The sequence below is a fragment of the Thalassotalea ganghwensis genome (assembly GCF_053485795.1).
This window is the reverse complement of the sequence record NZ_JBQRUM010000003.1, coordinates 268,459-287,155: the sequence shown is the minus strand read 5'-3', so window position 1 is coordinate 287,155 and position 18,697 is coordinate 268,459. Positions and strand designations below refer to the sequence as shown.

Sequence of the window (18,697 nt, the reverse complement as noted above, 5' to 3'; positions counted from 1 at the left end):
CGAAAGTACTGTTAATGCTTAAAGAGGCAGTTACAAATTTTAATAATTGAATTATCATAGCTAAAACTCATCATGTCGAAGTAAAAAAAGTGGAATCAATTAAGAAGCATTTTTACCCTCATCACTCAAATTCAGAATACTGCTTAGTTGTGAATGACCACTACGTTTACAAGTACTTTTATCAAAGCAAATCTTTAAAAAAATACTTTCGTATTCCAGCTGGCAGTAACTCATTGGCAGGCAAATTGAAAGATTTCATCGCCCGACATATGATTCGATATTTTTCCTCAAAAATGGGGCTAGGGCATGTTATTGAACTGCCAAATAAAGTCGTCATCGTCATTTATGATAAAATTTATCGCTTTGACCCGAATACAATGCAAAACTTCGCAGAGCCCGTTTACAGCTTAAAAGCTAATAGCATATTGCCCCCTCTTAGAAATGGAATTGCGGTATGTCCTTCTAACAATGTTTACTTTGCTGAGTATGCTAATGTTAAAGGCCGCGACACTCGTATTCTTGCAATTACCAATGACGGGACTCAGGTGAGTTGCGCATTTACTTTTAGTGGAAAAAAAATTAAGCATGCCCATGGCATTTATTGGGATAAGTTCCGACAACGAATTTGGGTGACAACCGGTGATAGTGATACAGAATCAAACTTCTATTACACTGATGATGAATTTAAGACCTTGCAGCATTTTGCGGGTGGAGACCAAACTTGGCGAGCGGTTTCTTTGATGTTTTTTGAAAATAGTATCGCCTGGGGAATGGATGCTGGTAAAGATGCTCAAGAAGAAGATATCAACTATATATACTCATTATCGTTGCCAAGCAAAAAGCGGACAAAAGTACAACGAATTGATGCACCAGCATATCATGCAGTTTCAACTGCATCTGGATATTACTATTTAGGAGTAAATTATGAGCCGGGTTGTAAGCAAAAAATAGCCCCTCAGGCAGCCATTTGGTTTACGAAAGATGGCATAAGCTGGCAAAAGCTCAAAAGCCTGTCTTATCAATCGAGTCCTAGCATAAATGGTTCAAAGTATGCCTACATTTACCTACCTAGTGGGATAATTCCTGATGACCTTTGCTTGTATAATGCCACAAATGTTGGATCTGAAAGTGGTTTGATGTTTACCATCAGCAAGCCTTTAGCTTAAGCATGAGTACTAACATATTTTTATGTGGTTCATTATTGCCAGCATAGTTTCGCGCAATCAAATGACTCAGTTTATTTAACTTCAAATGTTTAATATCAAGATTCTAAAACCAGCTCAATTTTAACCGATATGGTTAAACTGCACTGTCATTGAGCTCTTGTAATACTTCGAGAACGCGACAAGCTTGTAGCTGCGTAATCCCAGTCAATGGTAGCTCGAGCAACCCGCTAGACGCACTACCATCATATTTTCTTGATGAATTTAAGTAACAAAATTTACTCTCTATACCTCTCTTATATAGTTTATCTGCAAGTTCCTTTGGAGGGATAACGCTAGTTTGAATTATAAAACGTGAAAGGTAAGTTGTGTTGTCTCTTAATTGCAATGCATCAAAAATAGTCAACTGAGTAAAACCTTGCCGATAGATTTTTAAAATTTCATAGCTAGTGTTAATTCTAGAGGCTAGGCTTCTATATTGAGCAAATGCAATTTGTGCATCGATAGGAGAAATATGCGCCACTTCATAAAAATCAGCTAACCAATTGAATTTGAATAATACTCGTTGAATATAGTAATCAATTCTCTTAAAACAACCTCCTAACAAGTAAGATAGACTAAAGTGGAGCATTGGATACCAACGACTTCTGCTTTTCGGTAACAACAAGTAATGTTTTTTACAGTATTCTGAAAACGCTTTATTGTGAGAAAATAAAGCCCCTCCAGATGCTTTCACGCCAGTGACAATCGTTTTAGCTTGAGCAAAACTTACAATGCCGATGTCTCCGTCATGACCAACAAAATCGTTACCTTCCTGTGTTCCAGATCTTTGAGCAGCATCATCTATAACAATTGCGCCAAATCTATGCGCATATTCCGTGATTAATCGTGTATTGGCGATCGCACCATACATATGAGCAACAACAACGGCTAAAGACCGGCCTGAAAGTTTAGTTCTTACCTTTTCAGGTACAATCAATAATTCTTTGTCAACGTCAATTAAAACAGGTTTAAGCCCTAAACTTTTAATTGTATCAATTACACTTGGGCAAATATATGAGGGTACCAACACTTCGGTTTTATTTGGAGCTTTATCCCTCGCCCACTTTAAAGATAATACAATGCCTGCTCGAGCAGAATTTAGTAAAAACACCTTATCCGCATTAGTTTGCTCACTCAGCTCATGTTGCAATTTTCCAACATATCTATCAGAGCATAACAAGCCGAAAGAACACATGTAGTTTATGGCAGAAAAATATTCTGCTTTCCCCCAATCAGCAACCTTAAACTTAATCACGTTTTGAGCCTAAATCGTTTTTTTAATGTTAAAATCACGTAACTAAGATAAGGCCCTAAATCATACCAACGCTTTAAAGCTCCTATTTTTTGGCAGGTAAATTCCGGGAATTTCTGTGCCCCATTAGCCAACGCATTGGCATCAGCAAATTCATCAAACCAAATTACCGCTTTTTTCTTTTGACTTTTTCTTTCCTTCTCCGATAAACCAAGCACTTCTCGAACAATATCTCCTAAAAAGTCAGTTCCACTTAATGTCGCTATTTCATGTTGATAATCTGTTCGGCCAACCGTCGGCTCAATCATATAAAACGCTTTTCTTTGAACGTCATATTTAAATTCCATGCCCATTAATCCAATGAAATTGGTATTTTGCACAAATTTGGATGTTAATGACAGTAGCTCTAAATGATATTCCGGAGCCGAAGTACAAGCAGCAGTTCCACCTATATTCAAAGGCCATGAACGTAATTTTCGCCCTGTAAATGAGCTAATCAATTCCCCTCTCTTATTAAAGTAGGCTAGACAAAAATAGATATCGCTATCCTGTCCCTCTATCCACTCTTGAGCTATCATGTCGCTACATACTCGCTCAATATCTTCGTATAAGCTTTGTATCTCGTCACTATTCGCAACTTTATAAGCCTTTTTGAATTGCTCACTATATCGTTTAGATTGAACCATAGGTTTAAAAACGCAAGGAAAGGTTAGTTTGTTAAGCAATTCAAGATCCGCAGGGGTTTTAATAACAACTGACTTAGGTACCGGACTTGCCGCAGATTCGGCTAATGCTTGAAATCCTTCTTTTGATTGCAAGGATTCAATTAATGAGTGAGAAGCCATCTCAAATTTATAGCCCGACAATCGATCTCTATTTAAACTAACGTAATAAACTGTTTTCTCTTCAGTTAACAATAATACTGGTGGACTACGAAAAGTCTTCGATAGATTTGCTAGTATTTCAACAATGCTTTCATTTGTCGTTGAATCGACATAATAACGATTTGCATATTTAGATTTATCTACGTAACTATCCTTCTTAGTTACCAATAGCACGTCAAACTGACGGCCCAAACTGCGTATTACCCCTAAAGCATTTATACCTGCTCCAACGACAACTACATTCTCATTACGTAATTTCATGTTTTTACTTATATTAAAAGCTCATTACATAAATAATACCGTTATTTTCTCAACTCTTGTATCAATATGTAATTAAACTATTTGATAGGTTAAATAAAACAATAACTTTTTGATATAAAGTCCTTTAAGGTTTCAGAAAAAATCTTTTATTATTAAAGGGACTCGATACTCTCAGAATCATCCTATTTACTCTTTTTTAAATTCACTATTTAGAATAAATGGTGCTGGCGGTATAGAGAGTTCAGCACGATTTTTAAAAATAACATTATCCTTTTCATCTATACCCAAAATCTTACCCACAATGATGTTATTTTCTACTCTGAATTTCTTCGGGATTCGTTGCAAGTTTATCAATCGAGCTCTACTTTTATCTGAAATAATAGTATTCCCTTCAATTTCAACTATTTCAGGTTCATGAGTAATCCCCTCAACTCCCCAACTCAACAGATCATGATTTTCACTAAACACTCCTTCAATTAGTACATTGTTCTTCAAAACCAGTGAACCACCGTTTGGTACATCTATCAAACGACTGTCTCGACTCTGACTCGAAGCAATTACAGAATGAGTAATTTCTGTATATTTAGAACGTGTTTTTATTTCATGCCCGCCGTTGCGCGTATTTAAAAAGTATGAGTTGCTTATAAAAAGTCGTGTTGGTGACAATGAATATAAACCATGGTAGAACGCACCATCTCCTAAATGTTCGAATCGGCTATTTTCAATACGAATATCACCGCCCTTGCTAGAGCCTAAAAACCCTCCTTGAGCATGATGAAAGTACACGTTATTTAGTGTAATTCCTTTCCCCTCTAAACGAACACAAACTCCGTTGTTATCTGGAACATATATAGAATGGCATTCTATGCCTTCTATATATGTATTATCGCCTTTAATGACAAGCGCTCCTTTACCTTCCTTAGTCGCGCCAAAGATTATCACCCCTGCTTCACCAATAATACTGACGTTATCCGCTCTAAGCACTCCAGCTTGACGATAGTGACCTTGGGTAATTTTGATAAAATCATTTGCTTTTGCTTGATTAAACGCCTGGCTTAAATTAGCCATAAGCTTGCCATTTAAAAATATTTTTCCTGGTTCTTCAACTTGAACTTTATTTGCTTTTGATTTATCAATTTCATAACCCAAACTATCTGGAGTACTAAAGAACTGTTGAACCGTTTGCCAATGTAAATGCTCACCAAAGAGTCGATTACTAATATAAAGAACAATCCAAACACTTAATATGTAGAAAATATATTTAAGAACTTGCTTGATGTTTGATTTGTTCCAAAACAAGTTTTTAGGGACTTTACCCCAATAGCAAGCAACAAAGTGCAACAATGCTTGAACCGCAAAAATAAGCACTATCCAACGAATTAATAATTCATTACCATCTAAAACACTTTCTCGGCCATATCCAATCAAAAAATCTAGTGCGGAATAAGTGTATCCATATTTGACTAGTTTTTGTTCGAATATAACTGGTGTGATATACCAAGATAAAATACTGGTGGCCAGTAAAATGATTATTGCGAGAGTCTTTCTTGATTCTTTTATCAATAGCCACTGCCAGCCAATGCTAAGTGTGAAAATAAGTATTCCAACACCTAAGGCATACGGATTGACAATCAACTCAGTTACATTATCTGTAATTGCATCAATAAAAACGACGTAAAATGCTAAACAATACAACAAACCCGTTACGAGTAGATATTTAAAAATAGTAAGATAAGAAAGCTTTCTAGAGAAGAAGAGATATGAAAGCGTTAACGGTAAATAAAACAGGGAGAGTAATGAGGCCCCTCTAACAAAAAACTCAATATACTTTAAGATATTGGCAACCACAGACAAACTTAATACATTTGCCAACATCGCCAGAAAGCTTTCTGAAGTTTGACTGAAATATACCGCCTGATAAAGTTTCGACGAGCCTACAATATCTTCAATACTCTCACTTGTAACCGCGAGCGCTAAAAACGAAAACATTGTAAACAAACAGATTAATTGCATAACAACGTACTTTGCTATTGTCGTATCTTCATCAACTTTAGCGGCGATCCCCTGCCCTCCTAAAAATAATAAAATGAACAACCAAAAGAAAAGTAAATCTAGTATGGAACCATCATGTTGAAACAATTCGGCTATGTTATAGGAAATATCAGGCAAGCCTAAAAACGCTTTAACTGTTAGGTAATAAACGATAAAACCAAAGGCTGACCAAAGAAAAAACTTTTGTTTAGAATCAAATCCCACAGTAAATTGTTTATCATTAGCCTTTGCAATCTTGAGAGAACCATCTTGTTTACTCTCTATTGTCGCTAGATAATCGCCAATATGACGAACCGCTAAATATGCGACGTATACCAATAGCACATCACCTAAATCAGTAACTCTTTGGGGCATAAATAACTGTAAAAATTCTACAATTAATGTCCAAATCGCGAGGAATAAAGCTACTTTTCGCGCATTTATCCCTAGTTCGAAAGCAAGCCAAATGATGGAACTGTAGGCGAACAACTTAAACAACATTTCTTGAACACCATACTGTAACTGACCATTCAAGTAACCACTAAAAGGAATAAATGTCTGTGCGGAAAATTCGTTAGCCCCGAGACTTGCCATAGACGCATAGCTGATTGCCAAAACAAAGAATACCAAGAGGATTTTAGTAGACTTTTCCTCAAAAAAATTCGGTCTTTTCGATAGCAAGATAGCCAATACTGGGCTGACAAAATTCGAAAGATCCAGAGTGTTTGTATAAATTACGAGCTTACTACCAAGGAAGGCAAGCCAAATTAATAAAAACTGCTTCATTGACTCTCGATCAATTTTGCTAAACATCAATCGAATGATTATGCACCAAACTATAGTGTCTAAAATAATGTCTGCGGCTTTAGTCCAACTGTATGTCACAAATAGTGGTTTAATACTATCTTTAAATGACTGCCAATCAAGCGAAGGGATCAGCGGTATGAGTTCAGACGTAAAAAATAGAGCCGCGATTCCCAATGGCAGCAGGCGCAAACTAAGCTTATCAATCAATTTCGATTGTTCAAAATAGGTGACACTGATGATACCGACATAAAAGCCGATGAGATTAAATAGCACATCGATAATGTTTTGATCTCGTTCCGGAATGGCAATCTGTGCTACCTGTAAGCATGTTGCAAACAGCAAGACTTTACCCCATAGAGAAAACCTATAAAATTTCGATTTTGCTTTATTTTCAGTGAGATAATAGAGCAGCCCAAGCGGAGTAAATAATAGAATATTACCGAGAATATCTCCTATTCCTGGCATATCTAAACTGAGCAGCTCTTTGTATTCTTGGTTGAACTCTATGAACGAAAAATCAAATGGAAATAGAGAGCCATAAGCTATTAAAAGATAAACTAAAATGATAAGTATACGCATATTGCCCTTGTCAATTTTTGCGGATCAAGTAATTTTACTTCAACGAGTTATCTACACTATATCCATTAGCATTATGGCTTAAAACTAATAGTTTGTTTACTATAGTTACTTTGAGAAAAATACTTCTCCAAACTAACCCTTAAAATTATCTACTTTATAGTACTTTTACATTGCTATAAGCCTATAGCTTGCTACGATTAAATGGCCAACGTTCTAGCTTAGTAGCCGAAACCCCTAGTTCAGTTAGCACAGTTTTTAATAACTCAATACCATCACCTTTTAAATAGACTATCCAAACCATGTAGGTAAGAACACCTAATAAAACTTTTATTAATAAAACAAGCGCTATGTTTAGCTCAAAGTGCGGTAAGACTAAATTTTCGAGTGAAACTAAAACAACAGCCATAGCAACACAGCCCAATACCGGTGTTGTGAATAACTTCAAATAATTCATGATAAGTAATTGAAAATGTTTCTTTGCCATGAAAAGCAATAGCGTCAGTAAAACAGGGGAGATGATTGCAAGGGCAAATGCAGCACCATTAATACCAGCAGTCATCGCGCCAAGAAATATAGCCAAGGGTATTATCACCGCACAAATTGAAGTATACCGCGCAGTAATGTTAGCCTTACCAATAGAAATAAAAGCTTGTGTTAATAACGGATCAATTGATTTAAACATACCTCTCACACACAAAAGCTTTAAAGGAATAATTGCTGCTAGCCATTGGTCTCCCAATAAGATTGGAATTAACTCATCAGCTGTTAAAATCATACCAACCAAGACAGGAAATGTAATTAACGCGATGCCCGCGCTCAACTTAAATAATGCGTTATTTAGCGCTCGCAGATCTTCTTGCAGCTTTGAAAAAAGTGGTGACGCTACTTGGATAATTAAACTGGTAATATTAGCTGTAGGCATGGTAGCAATAGTACTTGCCATCCCATAAACACCAGTTTGGGCGCTACCTGCCACTTTACCTAAAATCAGTGTGGATGCGTTAGAATACAAATACCAAGTAAGCCGAGAATAGGTCACCGTCAAACCGAATTTCATCAACTCAAGCGCTTCTTTTATGCTCGCATTTAATGATGGACGCCAACTTGCTAACCAATACGTTGCGAATAACTTAAATAATTCCCCAGCAAGAAAACCATATACTAAAGACCATGTTTTAAACTCAAACAGTGCAAAGCCTAGCGTCACCCCACATACTAGTAAAATCGATAGGAATTCAATAATTGATACATACTTAAATTTCATTTCTTTAACAAGTAACGCATCAGGAACTGTTTTCATTGCACCGAAGACAAATGCGATAGCAATTATTTGTAACAATGATTCCACCTGATTCTCTTGATAAAATTCGGCTGCCAAAGGAGCTCCCAAAAAGGTCAAGACATATAATATTACACTTATAAAGACAGCGATAAAAAATGCCCCTGACAATTGAGCAGAGGTAATATCTTTTCGCTGAATGATAGCGCTGCCTAGACCTATTTCATTAAAGAAACCAACAAAACCGGAAACAACCATCGCCATGGCCATCAAACCATAGTCTTCAGGAGATAGGATTCTAGCTAAAACTAATGTATTAACAAAAGATATGATTCGTCCGACACTTTTTCCTGCGCCTAGAAACACGATCCCTTTTATCGTTTTATTTTTTAAATCGGACATGTTTTACTTCTTAAGAAAGTTTAGTGCGTTTGCCAATTGCGCAGTCTTACTTTGACGTGAAAATTTACTGATATCAGCATTACAATTAACTTCATTTTTTATCAAGTAAGTTAATGTTGATATCAAATCTTGTTCATTTGAGGTGGCAAAACCAAACCCAATTTGCTCAGTTAAATCTCTTGTCGCTGAATCTTGCGGAGTAATTGCAATAATCGGTTTACGAGCACAAATATAATCGTAAATTTTTCCTGGAATTTGGCGTTCAAATATTGCATCTTGAATTAACACAAGCGCGCTGGCTTGTTTCATTTCTTCGGTGGCTTCAATAAATGACACTGGTGGCAAAAATTCTACAAGTTCATCAATATTCAATGACGTTAATATAGATTCAAACCCTTCCTTTCGTCCTGGCCTAAAACTGAGAATGAAATTTTTTGAGCTGATGATTCCATCCTGCTTTAGTGCGGCAAGCGCATTAAAGAGTGGTAAAGGACTCCTTCCTTGCGCATATAATGAGCCACTATAAAGCAATTGAAACTTATTGCTCTTTTTTAACGGAATATCGCCTGCTTCAGCATAAAAACCATTCTCTATGGTAATAAACTTATCAGAAGGCTCTTTAGGATATAGCTCACGATAAAATGACGCTGCTCGTTCTGAAGTAAAAACCACTTTATTGGCATTTCGAACGATACTTTTTTCCATCCACTTTTTAACCCAGCTATACTGTTGTGCTGATTTATCGTAACGACACTGCAGAGGATCTCTAAAATCGGCAATCCAAGGAATATCGAATTTCTTATGTAATTTTCTCGCAATCCAATGGGCAGTCAAAACAGGGTATGTGGACCAAATCACCTCAGGCTTTTCTCGTTCAATCAGTTTAATTGCTTGCTTAACACCATCAAAATACCAAGGCCAATAACGATCCGGTAATGTCATCCATTGAAAGTAGCGACCATTAAATGAATATTGCTTAGAAGCATCTTTCGCTTGTGCACGAATTATCCTATTAGGTGTTTCAATAGGGATACTTTGTGTTTGATCAACGCGCTGATAAATATTGTCCGTAGCGGTCACAATTAATGGCTGCCAACCAAATTTTGGGAGAAACTCAATGAACCTTAAAGTGCGTTGGACGCCCGCACTTCGGCATGGTGGTAGCTCCAGTGCAACCATTAAAACTTTATGCATATTTTTTCCTATCCATAATAGATGTAGCGGCGACTACTAATTTGTTCGAATTGATAAATCCATAAGCAGCACCATCTTTATCCGGGGTTACATTGATTTCAATTATGATTGGCCCATAAATACTCATTGCTACATCTAAACCTGCAAACCTTGTGTATGGCAGTTTTCTGAGTGTTTCGCATGAAGAAGCAACTATCTCCTGCCAGTTGTCTAAAGCAATTCCTGACAATTGAACACCTGTATCTGGATGCGCTGTTAAGTTATCTCTGAAAGGATTGACAGTCAATAAGCCACTACCTAATACTCCACTTTCAGGATTGACAGGGCACATTACACCCCCACCATCTCCATTGTCCGTTAACGACCCTTGCCTGCCAATTCGGAAATAAGCGCCTATCACTTCAATTTTATTTTCAGTTTGTAAAACCCAAGTTCTTATAGTATTGACGCTTGTTGGGTTAAATGCACTATATGCTTCTGATTGTTCTATATAAGATTCAAACAGTAATCCCTCATTTTCAATAACTTGCTCATAGCTGGCAACCAACTCTTGTATTGAAAGAGATTTTTTATCATTTAAAGGTAACAGCCTTAATTCGCCATCTAAGACTATTTTTCCAGCCAAAAATCCCTTACCACCAAAACCTTCAGGCAACTTAGCACATATTTTTTTATTTAAAAATTGAGAAAGCAGCTCTGAAAGGGCTTTTTCCGTTGTTAATGGCTTACCGCAATAATCAAACCCTTTTTGCGGCTGTAAAAAGCCGATGAAATTCGAACTTTCGATATTCGAGAGCTTTAAAATAGCTTTTTCAGTTAGTTTATGTTGAGTGATTTTTCGATAAGGTTTGGGGTTCAAAATATTCAGCGCCTGGTGATATTGTTTATCACTGATATGACTGCATTTTTCATCCCATGACATATTAGGGTTCGCCATTCCTGCCAGTAAATAATAATTAGGGCCAAATCGACACTTCCCGTAGAGTTTTAACATCTCAAACATAATCGAGAGCGAGCTTCTGTTATAGCGTACAGCTTCCTTTTCAATTATTTCTAACGTTCGCTTTAAACGCTCAAAGCCCCTTAATTGATCTAAACTCATTATTTGACATCACCCTTTATGATTAATTACTTAACTATTTTTCTAATAAAAGAGCTTTAATCACACAACGCGGCTTCAAACTCTATTTGAGAAACATCTTCTCCATCTAAAAAACGAGGTATTTGCAATAAATCGGTCTCCTTAGTTAACATGCCAGGAAAAACCGTAGTTGCAGTAGAAATATTTGTATTTCTAAGCCACGGTAGCTGCGTAGAATAGTACTCCCCACTTGGATAACAAAAATGCACAAATGAGTTATCCTGCTTTATCGTTTAGCAACATTAAAATTTCAATAAAAATATAATTTGAAACTTTATGACTACTCGAATATTTCTATTCGATTTCTAGACTTAATATTTAGTGTCCTAAAAACCATGAGCTTTACCACAAATCAAATTCGCATATATTGCGAAAATAAACACATTTTTAAGCAAAGCGTGGGTAATGGAGTATTTATCATTTCAACGTGCCTTGAACTAAGGAAGTGCGTTAACTAAACGGTTTGATGCGATAAAACTGTATGCCGCACCGTCCTTATCAGGCGTCACATTAACTTCAATTAATATCGGGCCATTTTGACTCATAGCGACATCTAAACCTGCGAATTTAGTGTTCGGTAATTTTCTCAGGGTTTCACATGAAAAAGAGACAATTTTTTCCCATTCTGGTAAACGAACGCCATCCAATTTTGCTCCATTATCAGGATGTTCTGTAAAGTTTTCTCTAAATGGGTCAGACGTCAATAGCCCAGCACCCAAAATGCCAGTCTGAGGGTTAATAGGGCATATTATTCCACCACTATCACCATTGTCCGTCAGAGAGCCCTTTCTCCCTACCCTAAAATTTCCACCTATTACTTCTATACTCTCGCCCGTTTGCAAAACCCAGGCTCTAACAGTATTAACGCTTGTTGGGTTAAATGCACTATATGCTTCTGATTGTTCTATATATGATTCAAACAGTAATCCCTCACTCTCAATAACTTGTTCATAGCTGGTAACCAACTCCTTCATTGAAAGAGATTTTTTATCATTTAAGGGTAACAGCCTTAATTCACCATCTAAGACTACTTTTCCAGCCAAAAATCCTTTACCACCAAAACCTTCAGGCAACTTAGCACATATTTTTTTATTTAAAAATTGAGAGAGCAGCTCAGAAAGGGCTTTTTCCGTTGTTAATGGCTTACCGCGATAATCAAACCCTTTTTGCGGCTGTAAAAAACCGATGAAATTCGAACTTTCGATATTAGAGAGCTTTAAAAAAGCCTTTTCAGTAAGCTTATGTTGAGTAATTTTTCGATAAGGTTTGGGATTCAAAATATTCAATGCCTGGTGATATTGTTTATCACTGATATGACTGCATTTTTCATCCCATGACATATTAGGGTTTGCCATTCCTGCCAGTAAATAATAATTAGGGCCAAACCGACACTTCCCGTAGAGTTTTAACATCTCAAACATAATCGAGAGTGAGCTTCTGTTATAGCGCACAGCTTCCTTTTCAATAATTCTTAACGTTCGCTTTAAACGCTCAAAGCCCCTTAGTTGATCTGAACTCATTATTTGATATCACCCTTTAAAGTCAGTTATTTAAATATTTTTCTAATGAAAGAACTTAACCCGCACAATTCGGCTTCAAACTCTATTTGAGAAACATCTTCTCCATCTAAAAACCGTGGGATTTGCAATAAATCGGTCTCTTTACTTAACATGCCAGGAAAAACCGTAGTTGCAGTAGAAATGTTTGTATTTCGAAGCCACGGCAGCTGCTTAGAATAGTACTCCCCGCTTGGATAACAAAAATGCTCTAGTGAGCTGTCCTGTTTAATCGTTTGCAAGTATTCTTTGTTCTGAGTTATTTCTTGATAGAAATCATTTTTTTCTTTTGGGGAACAATGTCTATGCGTATGAAGCTGAACATCAACATTGTAACTAACCAATTTGTCGAGCTCTTTTTTGTTTAGTAAACGGAATAATGAGTAATTATCAACACTTAAAGCTACTTTTAATTGGTTCGCAAGTTCAATTAATGCTTTGTGCCGAGTAGCAATACCGTCAATTGCATCAATTAATTCACATATTTCAATGGTTATATTCGCAACATTAGTACTGTCTATTAAATAGACAGTTTCTGATGGTAATAACGTCTTAGAGAGATCTAATGTCTTACCGACAGATTTCCATATAATATAGTTTACAGCTACGTTAATCACTGGCACTTGTTTTTCTGAATAATAACTTGTGACATAAAGCATTAAAGGAAACTTATACTTCGCCAACGTCTCTCCAACTAATTCGTAAGTTCCTGACCAACCATCATCCATGGTTAGAGCGACAGTATTTACACCTAACCCCCTATAATCAATAGCCTCTTGAAGCGAAACAACTTTATAACTACTGTGTCTTAACCAAGCCATTCGTTGAGCAAAGGTTTCCGGTCGCATAAAAAGCTTCGGGCGGAAGATAGACTCATCCGTATATGCAAAACCATGATATGCAATGACACAGGTTTTTCCTCGAGTTAAGTAACGCGACAACCAAAACACGCCAATAAACTTAAGGGTGTATAAGCTAATTACCTTAAACGCTTTAAGCACGACTTGCCCAGCTCCTTAGTAAAATTCCAAAGGTTGATAAAATACAATTTATTATCTCCTGGGTATAGCAAATCAGCTTTAATCCTTGGATTGAGAAACAACAACCAAAACTCGATAAATATTAGAGTTTTTTTTGTCATACTGATTTCTTGGTCTTTTAACGAAGAAAGCATATAACCAAAATCTGCTGGCAATGCGTTTCTCACTACTATATCGGTTGTTAATCTTGCCGGCTTATCCGCGATTGATTTATTGAAGAAGTAATCCAAATGTACACATGGAAAATGAACCCCTGCTAAAATATCTAAGTTTAGGGCAGCCCAATACCTTGAATTTATTTCAATAAAAGAAAAAGATTGCTTACGATGACACCATTTATACTCAACCATTGCTGGTCCATTCCAATTTAAGTGTTTAACTCGCCTAATTGCATCTTCGTACATATCATCTTGCCACCAACTGTGCCTCAATGTTGTCAACCCTCCCGTATGAGGATTCTCATGAGTAGCCAATGCCATAGATTCAGCCAATAGCTCGCCATCTTGAAAAAGTAGGTTAACCGTAGCTTTTACTCCTGAGCTACAATCTTGAATCATCACTTTGCTAAAAAGTTCTAATAAACTCTGTATTTGCAGTTTTGCTTCGTCAAGCGTATCCACTTTTACAATTTTAGCGTCTGAACTTTCTCTAGCGTAGAATGCATCACCTTTGAGAAATAAAGGAAAGCGCCATTTTTTAAATTCATTCCAATTAATATGTTCATTTTGCGTAATAATTTTAGTATTCGGTATATTCTGGGCGAGTTTTGTATCCTTAGCCTCTAAGAATGATTGAAAAACGTCAACTTTACACAGGCATTTATAGGTTTCTTGCTCATTACTCGTGATGGGGAGTAAATGAGCAAACTCTTGATAATGATCTTTTATTATTAAATAAAAAGCTTCGCTTGGAATAATCACATCAATATTTTTTTCAATAATATAACGTCGCAGCCATGCTAAATATTCTTCGTTATATGCTGGGCTAACAGCTGATTCTTTGACATAGTTAGAGCGACAACCTAATGCTTCTTTTTTTTCAGAAGTGGCGAATACATTATATCCATGTTGTCCTAAAGAGCGAATTACAGCAATAGCCCCCATAGAGTCTGCTTGTGGCACCAACACATTGTAATCACTGCGCCAATTATTTTTATTCACTTATTTTCCCAATAAACTAGTTAAATTTTGTTAATATCTACGATAATTTAATGTCAGTCGTAAGATAAAGTTGAGCTCTGTTTCATCCCATGGGGTAAAACGCTTTATATTATAAAAATCGTCATTTGGTTTAGATAAACACCCCCAATCAGTTGACAAAGCGGCTTTAAACCCTAATTTTTTAACCATGTCTACATGTTTTTCACTATAATCCTGATTACACTTCCCATTCGGATAAGCGAAATAGATAACTTCTTCACCTATGATTTTTTCAAGTATCTCTTTACTTTTTTTAATTTCTTCTATGGCTAAATCATCATTTTCTTGGAGTAATATAGGATGACTATGGGTGTGCGCCCCAATTGTCATACCTGCTAAATGCATTTCTTTAATGTGTTCATCATTTAAAAAATAATTTAGCCTGAATTCAGATGACGTTTGTTTTTTGATCTCATCAACAATCTCTGTACGCTCTTTCAAAGAAAGATATTTTGAAAATTCTGTTAATTGGTACCGAGATGCAATTTTGTTTTCAAAGCTATCTATCTTATATACATCTCCCGCAATATTTATCGATTGTATGTGTTCAGGAGCATTAAAGATAGCGTGATAGATTTCTTCATCCCACAAACCTCCTGACGATAACCCTTGCGTACTAATAAAAAATGTTGCCTTTAATTTTTCCTCTTGCAGTGTTTTAAAAATATAGTCATAACTGTCTCGGTATCCATCGTCAATCGTCAGGCACACTGCTCTTGGAGGGAGTTTATCTTTGGCGTATAAATCTAATGCCAAAGGTAATGGCAAAACGTTAAAGTATTTTTTAAGCCATTTCATCTGCAACTTAAAAATAAGCCAATGTATATTTCTAGGGTTCTTATCATCATAGTGTTGACCAACCCTGTGATAAGTCAGTATTGTTAACTTACGTCCACGGCTTAACAAACCAGCGGTTTGTCTTAATAACCAACTAACGAACATTTTTTAAGCCTGTCAATTCTAGTTCTCCCTATAAGTTGAAGATGGCGGAATAAATAAGAAATTTTGCGAAGTTACTATAAATTAATAGTACTCTTAAACCTACTTGCAAAAGTTATCAATACCGCTAATAACGAATATTTTCTTTAGTAGTATTTTTTATCAAGCGTTTATCAACCACCCAAATAACGGCGAGTAACGCATAAAACATGTCAAAATAGGCTAAACTTACAGCCGCTCCTCCAACACAATAAGCAACAAGAGATACCCTAACCATTCTGCAAAGCAATTCAATATCATTTCTTTCATTGGTTTGCTTTGATCTGGCGATCACCTGACCAGTTTTTTTAAAAGCAAGATATAAAATCATGAGATACATAATAAACCCCAAATACCCTTGGTCACCTAAAACCTGAAAATATATGCTATGAGCAGCCTTGTAGCCAACATTTCCCATATTAGAAGTATCAACAATATTGTTGAAATGAGCATAGCCTTGATAGCTATGCCAAACTAGAGAATGTTGAGTCGACTTAAAACCACCACCGGTGAACAAGTGATCATTGGCAATTAAAATACTGGTTTTCCATGCTAAAACGCGACCTAAAAAAGAGCTATCTTCAGTCGCACTCTCAATAGTATTCATGCGATTTGTCCACTCTTCGGGCACAAAATTACTACCAATACCTATTGCCGCAGAGAATAAAACGATATAGAGAATTTTCCGCTTACTTTGCCACCAAAAATATCCTGCTACAACCAAGAGTGCTAACAATCCTCCCCTAGAGTCGGTACCAATTATTGCGATAACGCATAAAACAATAGTACAATTTAACCCTATTTTAATTAGCTTCTTTTTACTTATATGAGCGAGATAATACATCAGAGGGATGAGCATATTAATAGAAAGGGCAAACTCATTTCTATCACCCAAAACATGCCCACTTAAACCTTTAATATTATGCCCTCCTCCAGAAGCAATATATTTCAAACTCTCCAGCGCTGCCAAAAACCCTATTGAAAACACTAAAGCCCAAAGCAGTGTGTTAATATGAAGCGCTTTAGTTACAATAAAAATACAAAAGAAAAATAAAAGTGTAATTTTAAGAAAATCGAACCAATCAGCCCAAACCACTTTATCGACGGTAATGTTAAAAAAACTTGTTATCGCTGTCCAAAACAAAAATAATAATATAAAGATCGCTAATCCATCTAGCTCAATACGTTGATTTTGTCTGTTATCTTTATTAAAGATAACAGACAAAATCGTTAAAATTACAACTATAAAGTTGTACCGAATACTACTAGCAAAACCGTAAACCCACCCCTTAGGAAAGAACATGGCGACCCATAGCCACATTGCGGTACCTATAAAGGGCTTCCTCAATACTGCTGCAAAGATAAAAAACATAATGCAAATGACGAATAAATCTCTCACTTAGTTGTTATCCTTTTTATCTTGGTGGTCAACATTTTCTTCTTTATTATCTTCTTTTATAGCCCAGTAGCATAAATAAACAACAGCAACGAGATTGCATGCCCATAGGAAACTTTCCATATTAATTAAAACCTTAGCGTTAAGACTCAACCTTACTTATAACATAGCGATACTTACCCGACTTTTCGGGAGCTATTTCATTAACTTCAACAATGTGAATGTCTACTTGCTCCCCCAACCTTTTCTTAAAGCCTTCGATAATCTTTTGTTGCAATTGCAAAGGCAAATTATCACCATCAGGAACAATTTCAATTTTAGTTAACGATTTACTCTCTTGAATTATTTTAAACTCACTAATACCCTCAAGTTCACGTAATACATATATTAACGCTAGACCATGCATAATGGTGCCATCGTATGCAACGATAAAGTCGGTAGTTCGTCCTTCGATATCTTTTAAGCAAGGCAAACCGCGACCACATGAGCAAGGCTCGGGGTCAATCGCCGCAACATCACCTGTTCGATAGCGAATAAAAGGAAAATCTGACGTTGCTAAATGCGTAACAACAATTTCACCTTGCTCACCATCGTCTACCGGCTGACCTTGGCGATTGATTATCTCAACAATGATATCCTCGGCACTAATATGCATCTTACCATGAGGACATTGATGGGCAATAAAACCAGCATCTCGACTACCATAGCCATTGGCAACAGGAGCGTTAAACGTTTTTTCTATGGCATCTCGCTGATAAGGATATAAACGTTCAGAAGTGACAAAAACAACCTTGATTCCTAAGTTTGTTAAATCAATATGGTGAGCATCAGCTGTTTTTGCAATTAAGCTAAATACCGACGGATAACCAAAAAGCATTTTAGGCTTTTCTTTTATAATCTCTTTAATAAAGCCAAGTAACTTTGTTTCATTCATATCGAATGCAGGAATTAATTTCGAACGAAACAGCTTATCTCTAATCAGTCTAACCTTATCTTGAGCACCTAATTCAATTGGCGAACCCCAAGCAACAATTTCTTTATCACCGATATCAACATCCCACCATCGTGTTGCTCGCCACTTCTCCGCGACATCATGACTAACTCGCTCATTGCCGAGCAAAAAGGTTAGCGGTGTACCACTAGAGCCTCCAGTAGTAAATGAACTAACTACCCCCGCGTTTTCAGATTTTAGGTTATCAAAGTTTTTTCTTATTAACGCTTTATCTAAAAAAGGGAGTTTTTGTAAATCACTTTTTTGATTAAACTCTTTTGGTGTAAGCGCAAGCTCACTAAACACTTTTCGATAATAAGGGACATGCTTTACCGCTTGTTCGATAAATTGTTGCAAGCGTTTTCCTTGCTGTTCAATAATTTGTTCTTGTGGCAACCATTGTGATTTTTCTAATGAACGTTTTACCGCAACCGTTTTATGCTTTTTTAGCTTTTCATGCAAAGGAAAAAGTAGTGAAGAAACCAGTTTTGTATAACACATG

Annotated in this window: 14 protein-coding genes; 1 reads left to right on the top strand and 13 read right to left on the bottom strand. The window is 36.4% G+C overall.

All coding sequences use genetic code 11. The features are described from left to right. Positions 1 to 89 precede the first annotated feature (89 nt). Positions 90 to 1,166 carry an NHL repeat-containing protein gene (locus tag ACSLUH_RS04785; RefSeq protein ID WP_448565149.1) on the top strand — a complete coding sequence of 359 codons (1,077 nt, stop codon included), beginning with the start codon at positions 90 to 92 and terminating at the stop codon, positions 1,164 to 1,166. A 133-nt stretch (positions 1,167 to 1,299) separates the two neighbouring features. Here the strand turns inward: ACSLUH_RS04785 and ACSLUH_RS04780 are convergent, their stop codons facing one another. The 13 genes from ACSLUH_RS04780 to ACSLUH_RS04720 form a co-directional block, all read right to left on the bottom strand. Continuing rightward, a complete protein-coding gene (locus ACSLUH_RS04780) occupies positions 1,300 to 2,460 on the bottom strand; it encodes a DegT/DnrJ/EryC1/StrS family aminotransferase (RefSeq protein ID WP_448565147.1) in 1,161 nt (386 codons plus the stop codon). Next, a complete protein-coding gene (locus tag ACSLUH_RS04775) occupies positions 2,457 to 3,602 on the bottom strand; it encodes a carboxylate--amine ligase (RefSeq protein ID WP_448565145.1) in 1,146 nt (381 codons plus the stop codon). The genes ACSLUH_RS04780 and ACSLUH_RS04775 overlap by 4 nt, the downstream gene beginning before the upstream one ends. Before the next feature lie 186 nt (positions 3,603 to 3,788). Further along, positions 3,789 to 7,019, bottom strand: coding sequence for a VanZ family protein (locus ACSLUH_RS04770; protein WP_448565143.1), 3,231 nt, complete (start codon positions 7,017 to 7,019; stop codon positions 3,789 to 3,791). 181 nt (positions 7,020 to 7,200) lie between these two features. Continuing rightward, positions 7,201 to 8,700, bottom strand: a complete 1,500-nt coding sequence (locus ACSLUH_RS04765; protein WP_448565141.1) for a lipopolysaccharide biosynthesis protein — start codon at positions 8,698 to 8,700, stop codon at positions 7,201 to 7,203. Positions 8,701 to 8,703: 3 nt separating this feature from the next. Beyond that, positions 8,704 to 9,894, bottom strand: coding sequence for a glycosyltransferase (locus ACSLUH_RS04760; RefSeq protein ID WP_448565139.1), 1,191 nt, complete (start codon positions 9,892 to 9,894; stop codon positions 8,704 to 8,706). Then, on the bottom strand, positions 9,887 to 10,996 hold the full coding sequence (locus ACSLUH_RS04755) for a sugar-transfer associated ATP-grasp domain-containing protein (RefSeq protein WP_448565137.1): 1,110 nt from the start codon (positions 10,994 to 10,996) through the stop codon (positions 9,887 to 9,889). Before ACSLUH_RS04755 ends, ACSLUH_RS04760 begins: the two co-directional genes overlap by 8 nt. Before the next feature lie 56 nt (positions 10,997 to 11,052). Then, positions 11,053 to 11,244: a polysaccharide deacetylase family protein gene (locus tag ACSLUH_RS04750; RefSeq protein ID WP_448565135.1), complete on the bottom strand. Its 192-nt coding sequence runs from the start codon at positions 11,242 to 11,244 to the stop codon at positions 11,053 to 11,055. Positions 11,245 to 11,472: 228 nt separating this feature from the next. Continuing rightward, complete coding sequence (locus ACSLUH_RS04745) at positions 11,473 to 12,555, bottom strand: sugar-transfer associated ATP-grasp domain-containing protein (RefSeq protein ID WP_448565133.1); 1,083 nt, start codon at positions 12,553 to 12,555, stop codon at positions 11,473 to 11,475. A gap of 26 nt (positions 12,556 to 12,581) precedes the next feature. After that, a complete protein-coding gene (locus ACSLUH_RS04740; RefSeq protein ID WP_448565131.1) occupies positions 12,582 to 13,592 on the bottom strand; it encodes a polysaccharide deacetylase family protein in 1,011 nt (336 codons plus the stop codon). Further along, positions 13,571 to 14,791 carry a hypothetical protein gene (locus ACSLUH_RS04735; protein ID WP_448565129.1) on the bottom strand — a complete coding sequence of 407 codons (1,221 nt, stop codon included), beginning with the start codon at positions 14,789 to 14,791 and terminating at the stop codon, positions 13,571 to 13,573. The genes ACSLUH_RS04740 and ACSLUH_RS04735 overlap by 22 nt, the downstream gene beginning before the upstream one ends. A 30-nt stretch (positions 14,792 to 14,821) precedes the next feature. Continuing rightward, on the bottom strand, positions 14,822 to 15,772 hold the full coding sequence (locus ACSLUH_RS04730) for a polysaccharide deacetylase family protein (RefSeq protein WP_448565127.1): 951 nt from the start codon (positions 15,770 to 15,772) through the stop codon (positions 14,822 to 14,824). A gap of 124 nt (positions 15,773 to 15,896) precedes the next feature. Then, on the bottom strand, positions 15,897 to 17,207 hold the full coding sequence (locus ACSLUH_RS04725) for a putative O-glycosylation ligase, exosortase A system-associated (RefSeq protein ID WP_448565125.1): 1,311 nt from the start codon (positions 17,205 to 17,207) through the stop codon (positions 15,897 to 15,899). A 139-nt stretch (positions 17,208 to 17,346) separates the two neighbouring features. Then, a complete protein-coding gene (locus ACSLUH_RS04720; RefSeq protein ID WP_448565123.1) occupies positions 17,347 to 18,696 on the bottom strand; it encodes a phenylacetate--CoA ligase family protein in 1,350 nt (449 codons plus the stop codon). Position 18,697 lies beyond the last annotated feature (1 nt).

Bases quoted from the DNA above. Each gene is read 5' to 3' on its own strand.
- ACSLUH_RS04775 (WP_448565145.1), bottom strand. From the start codon at position 3,602: ATGAAATTACGTAATGAGAATGTAGTTGTCGTTGGAGCAGGTATAAAT.
- ACSLUH_RS04770 (WP_448565143.1), bottom strand. From the start codon at position 7,019: ATGCGTATACTTATCATTTTAGTTTATCTTTTAATAGCTTATGGCTCT.
- ACSLUH_RS04765 (WP_448565141.1), bottom strand. From the start codon at position 8,700: ATGTCCGATTTAAAAAATAAAACGATAAAAGGGATCGTGTTTCTAGGC.
- ACSLUH_RS04760 (WP_448565139.1), bottom strand. From the start codon at position 9,894: ATGCATAAAGTTTTAATGGTTGCACTGGAGCTACCACCATGCCGAAGT.
- ACSLUH_RS04755 (WP_448565137.1), bottom strand. From the start codon at position 10,996: ATGAGTTTAGATCAATTAAGGGGCTTTGAGCGTTTAAAGCGAACGTTA.
- ACSLUH_RS04745 (WP_448565133.1), bottom strand. From the start codon at position 12,555: ATGAGTTCAGATCAACTAAGGGGCTTTGAGCGTTTAAAGCGAACGTTA.
- ACSLUH_RS04730 (WP_448565127.1), bottom strand. From the start codon at position 15,772: ATGTTCGTTAGTTGGTTATTAAGACAAACCGCTGGTTTGTTAAGCCGT.
- ACSLUH_RS04720 (WP_448565123.1), bottom strand. From the start codon at position 18,696: ATGTGTTATACAAAACTGGTTTCTTCACTACTTTTTCCTTTGCATGAA.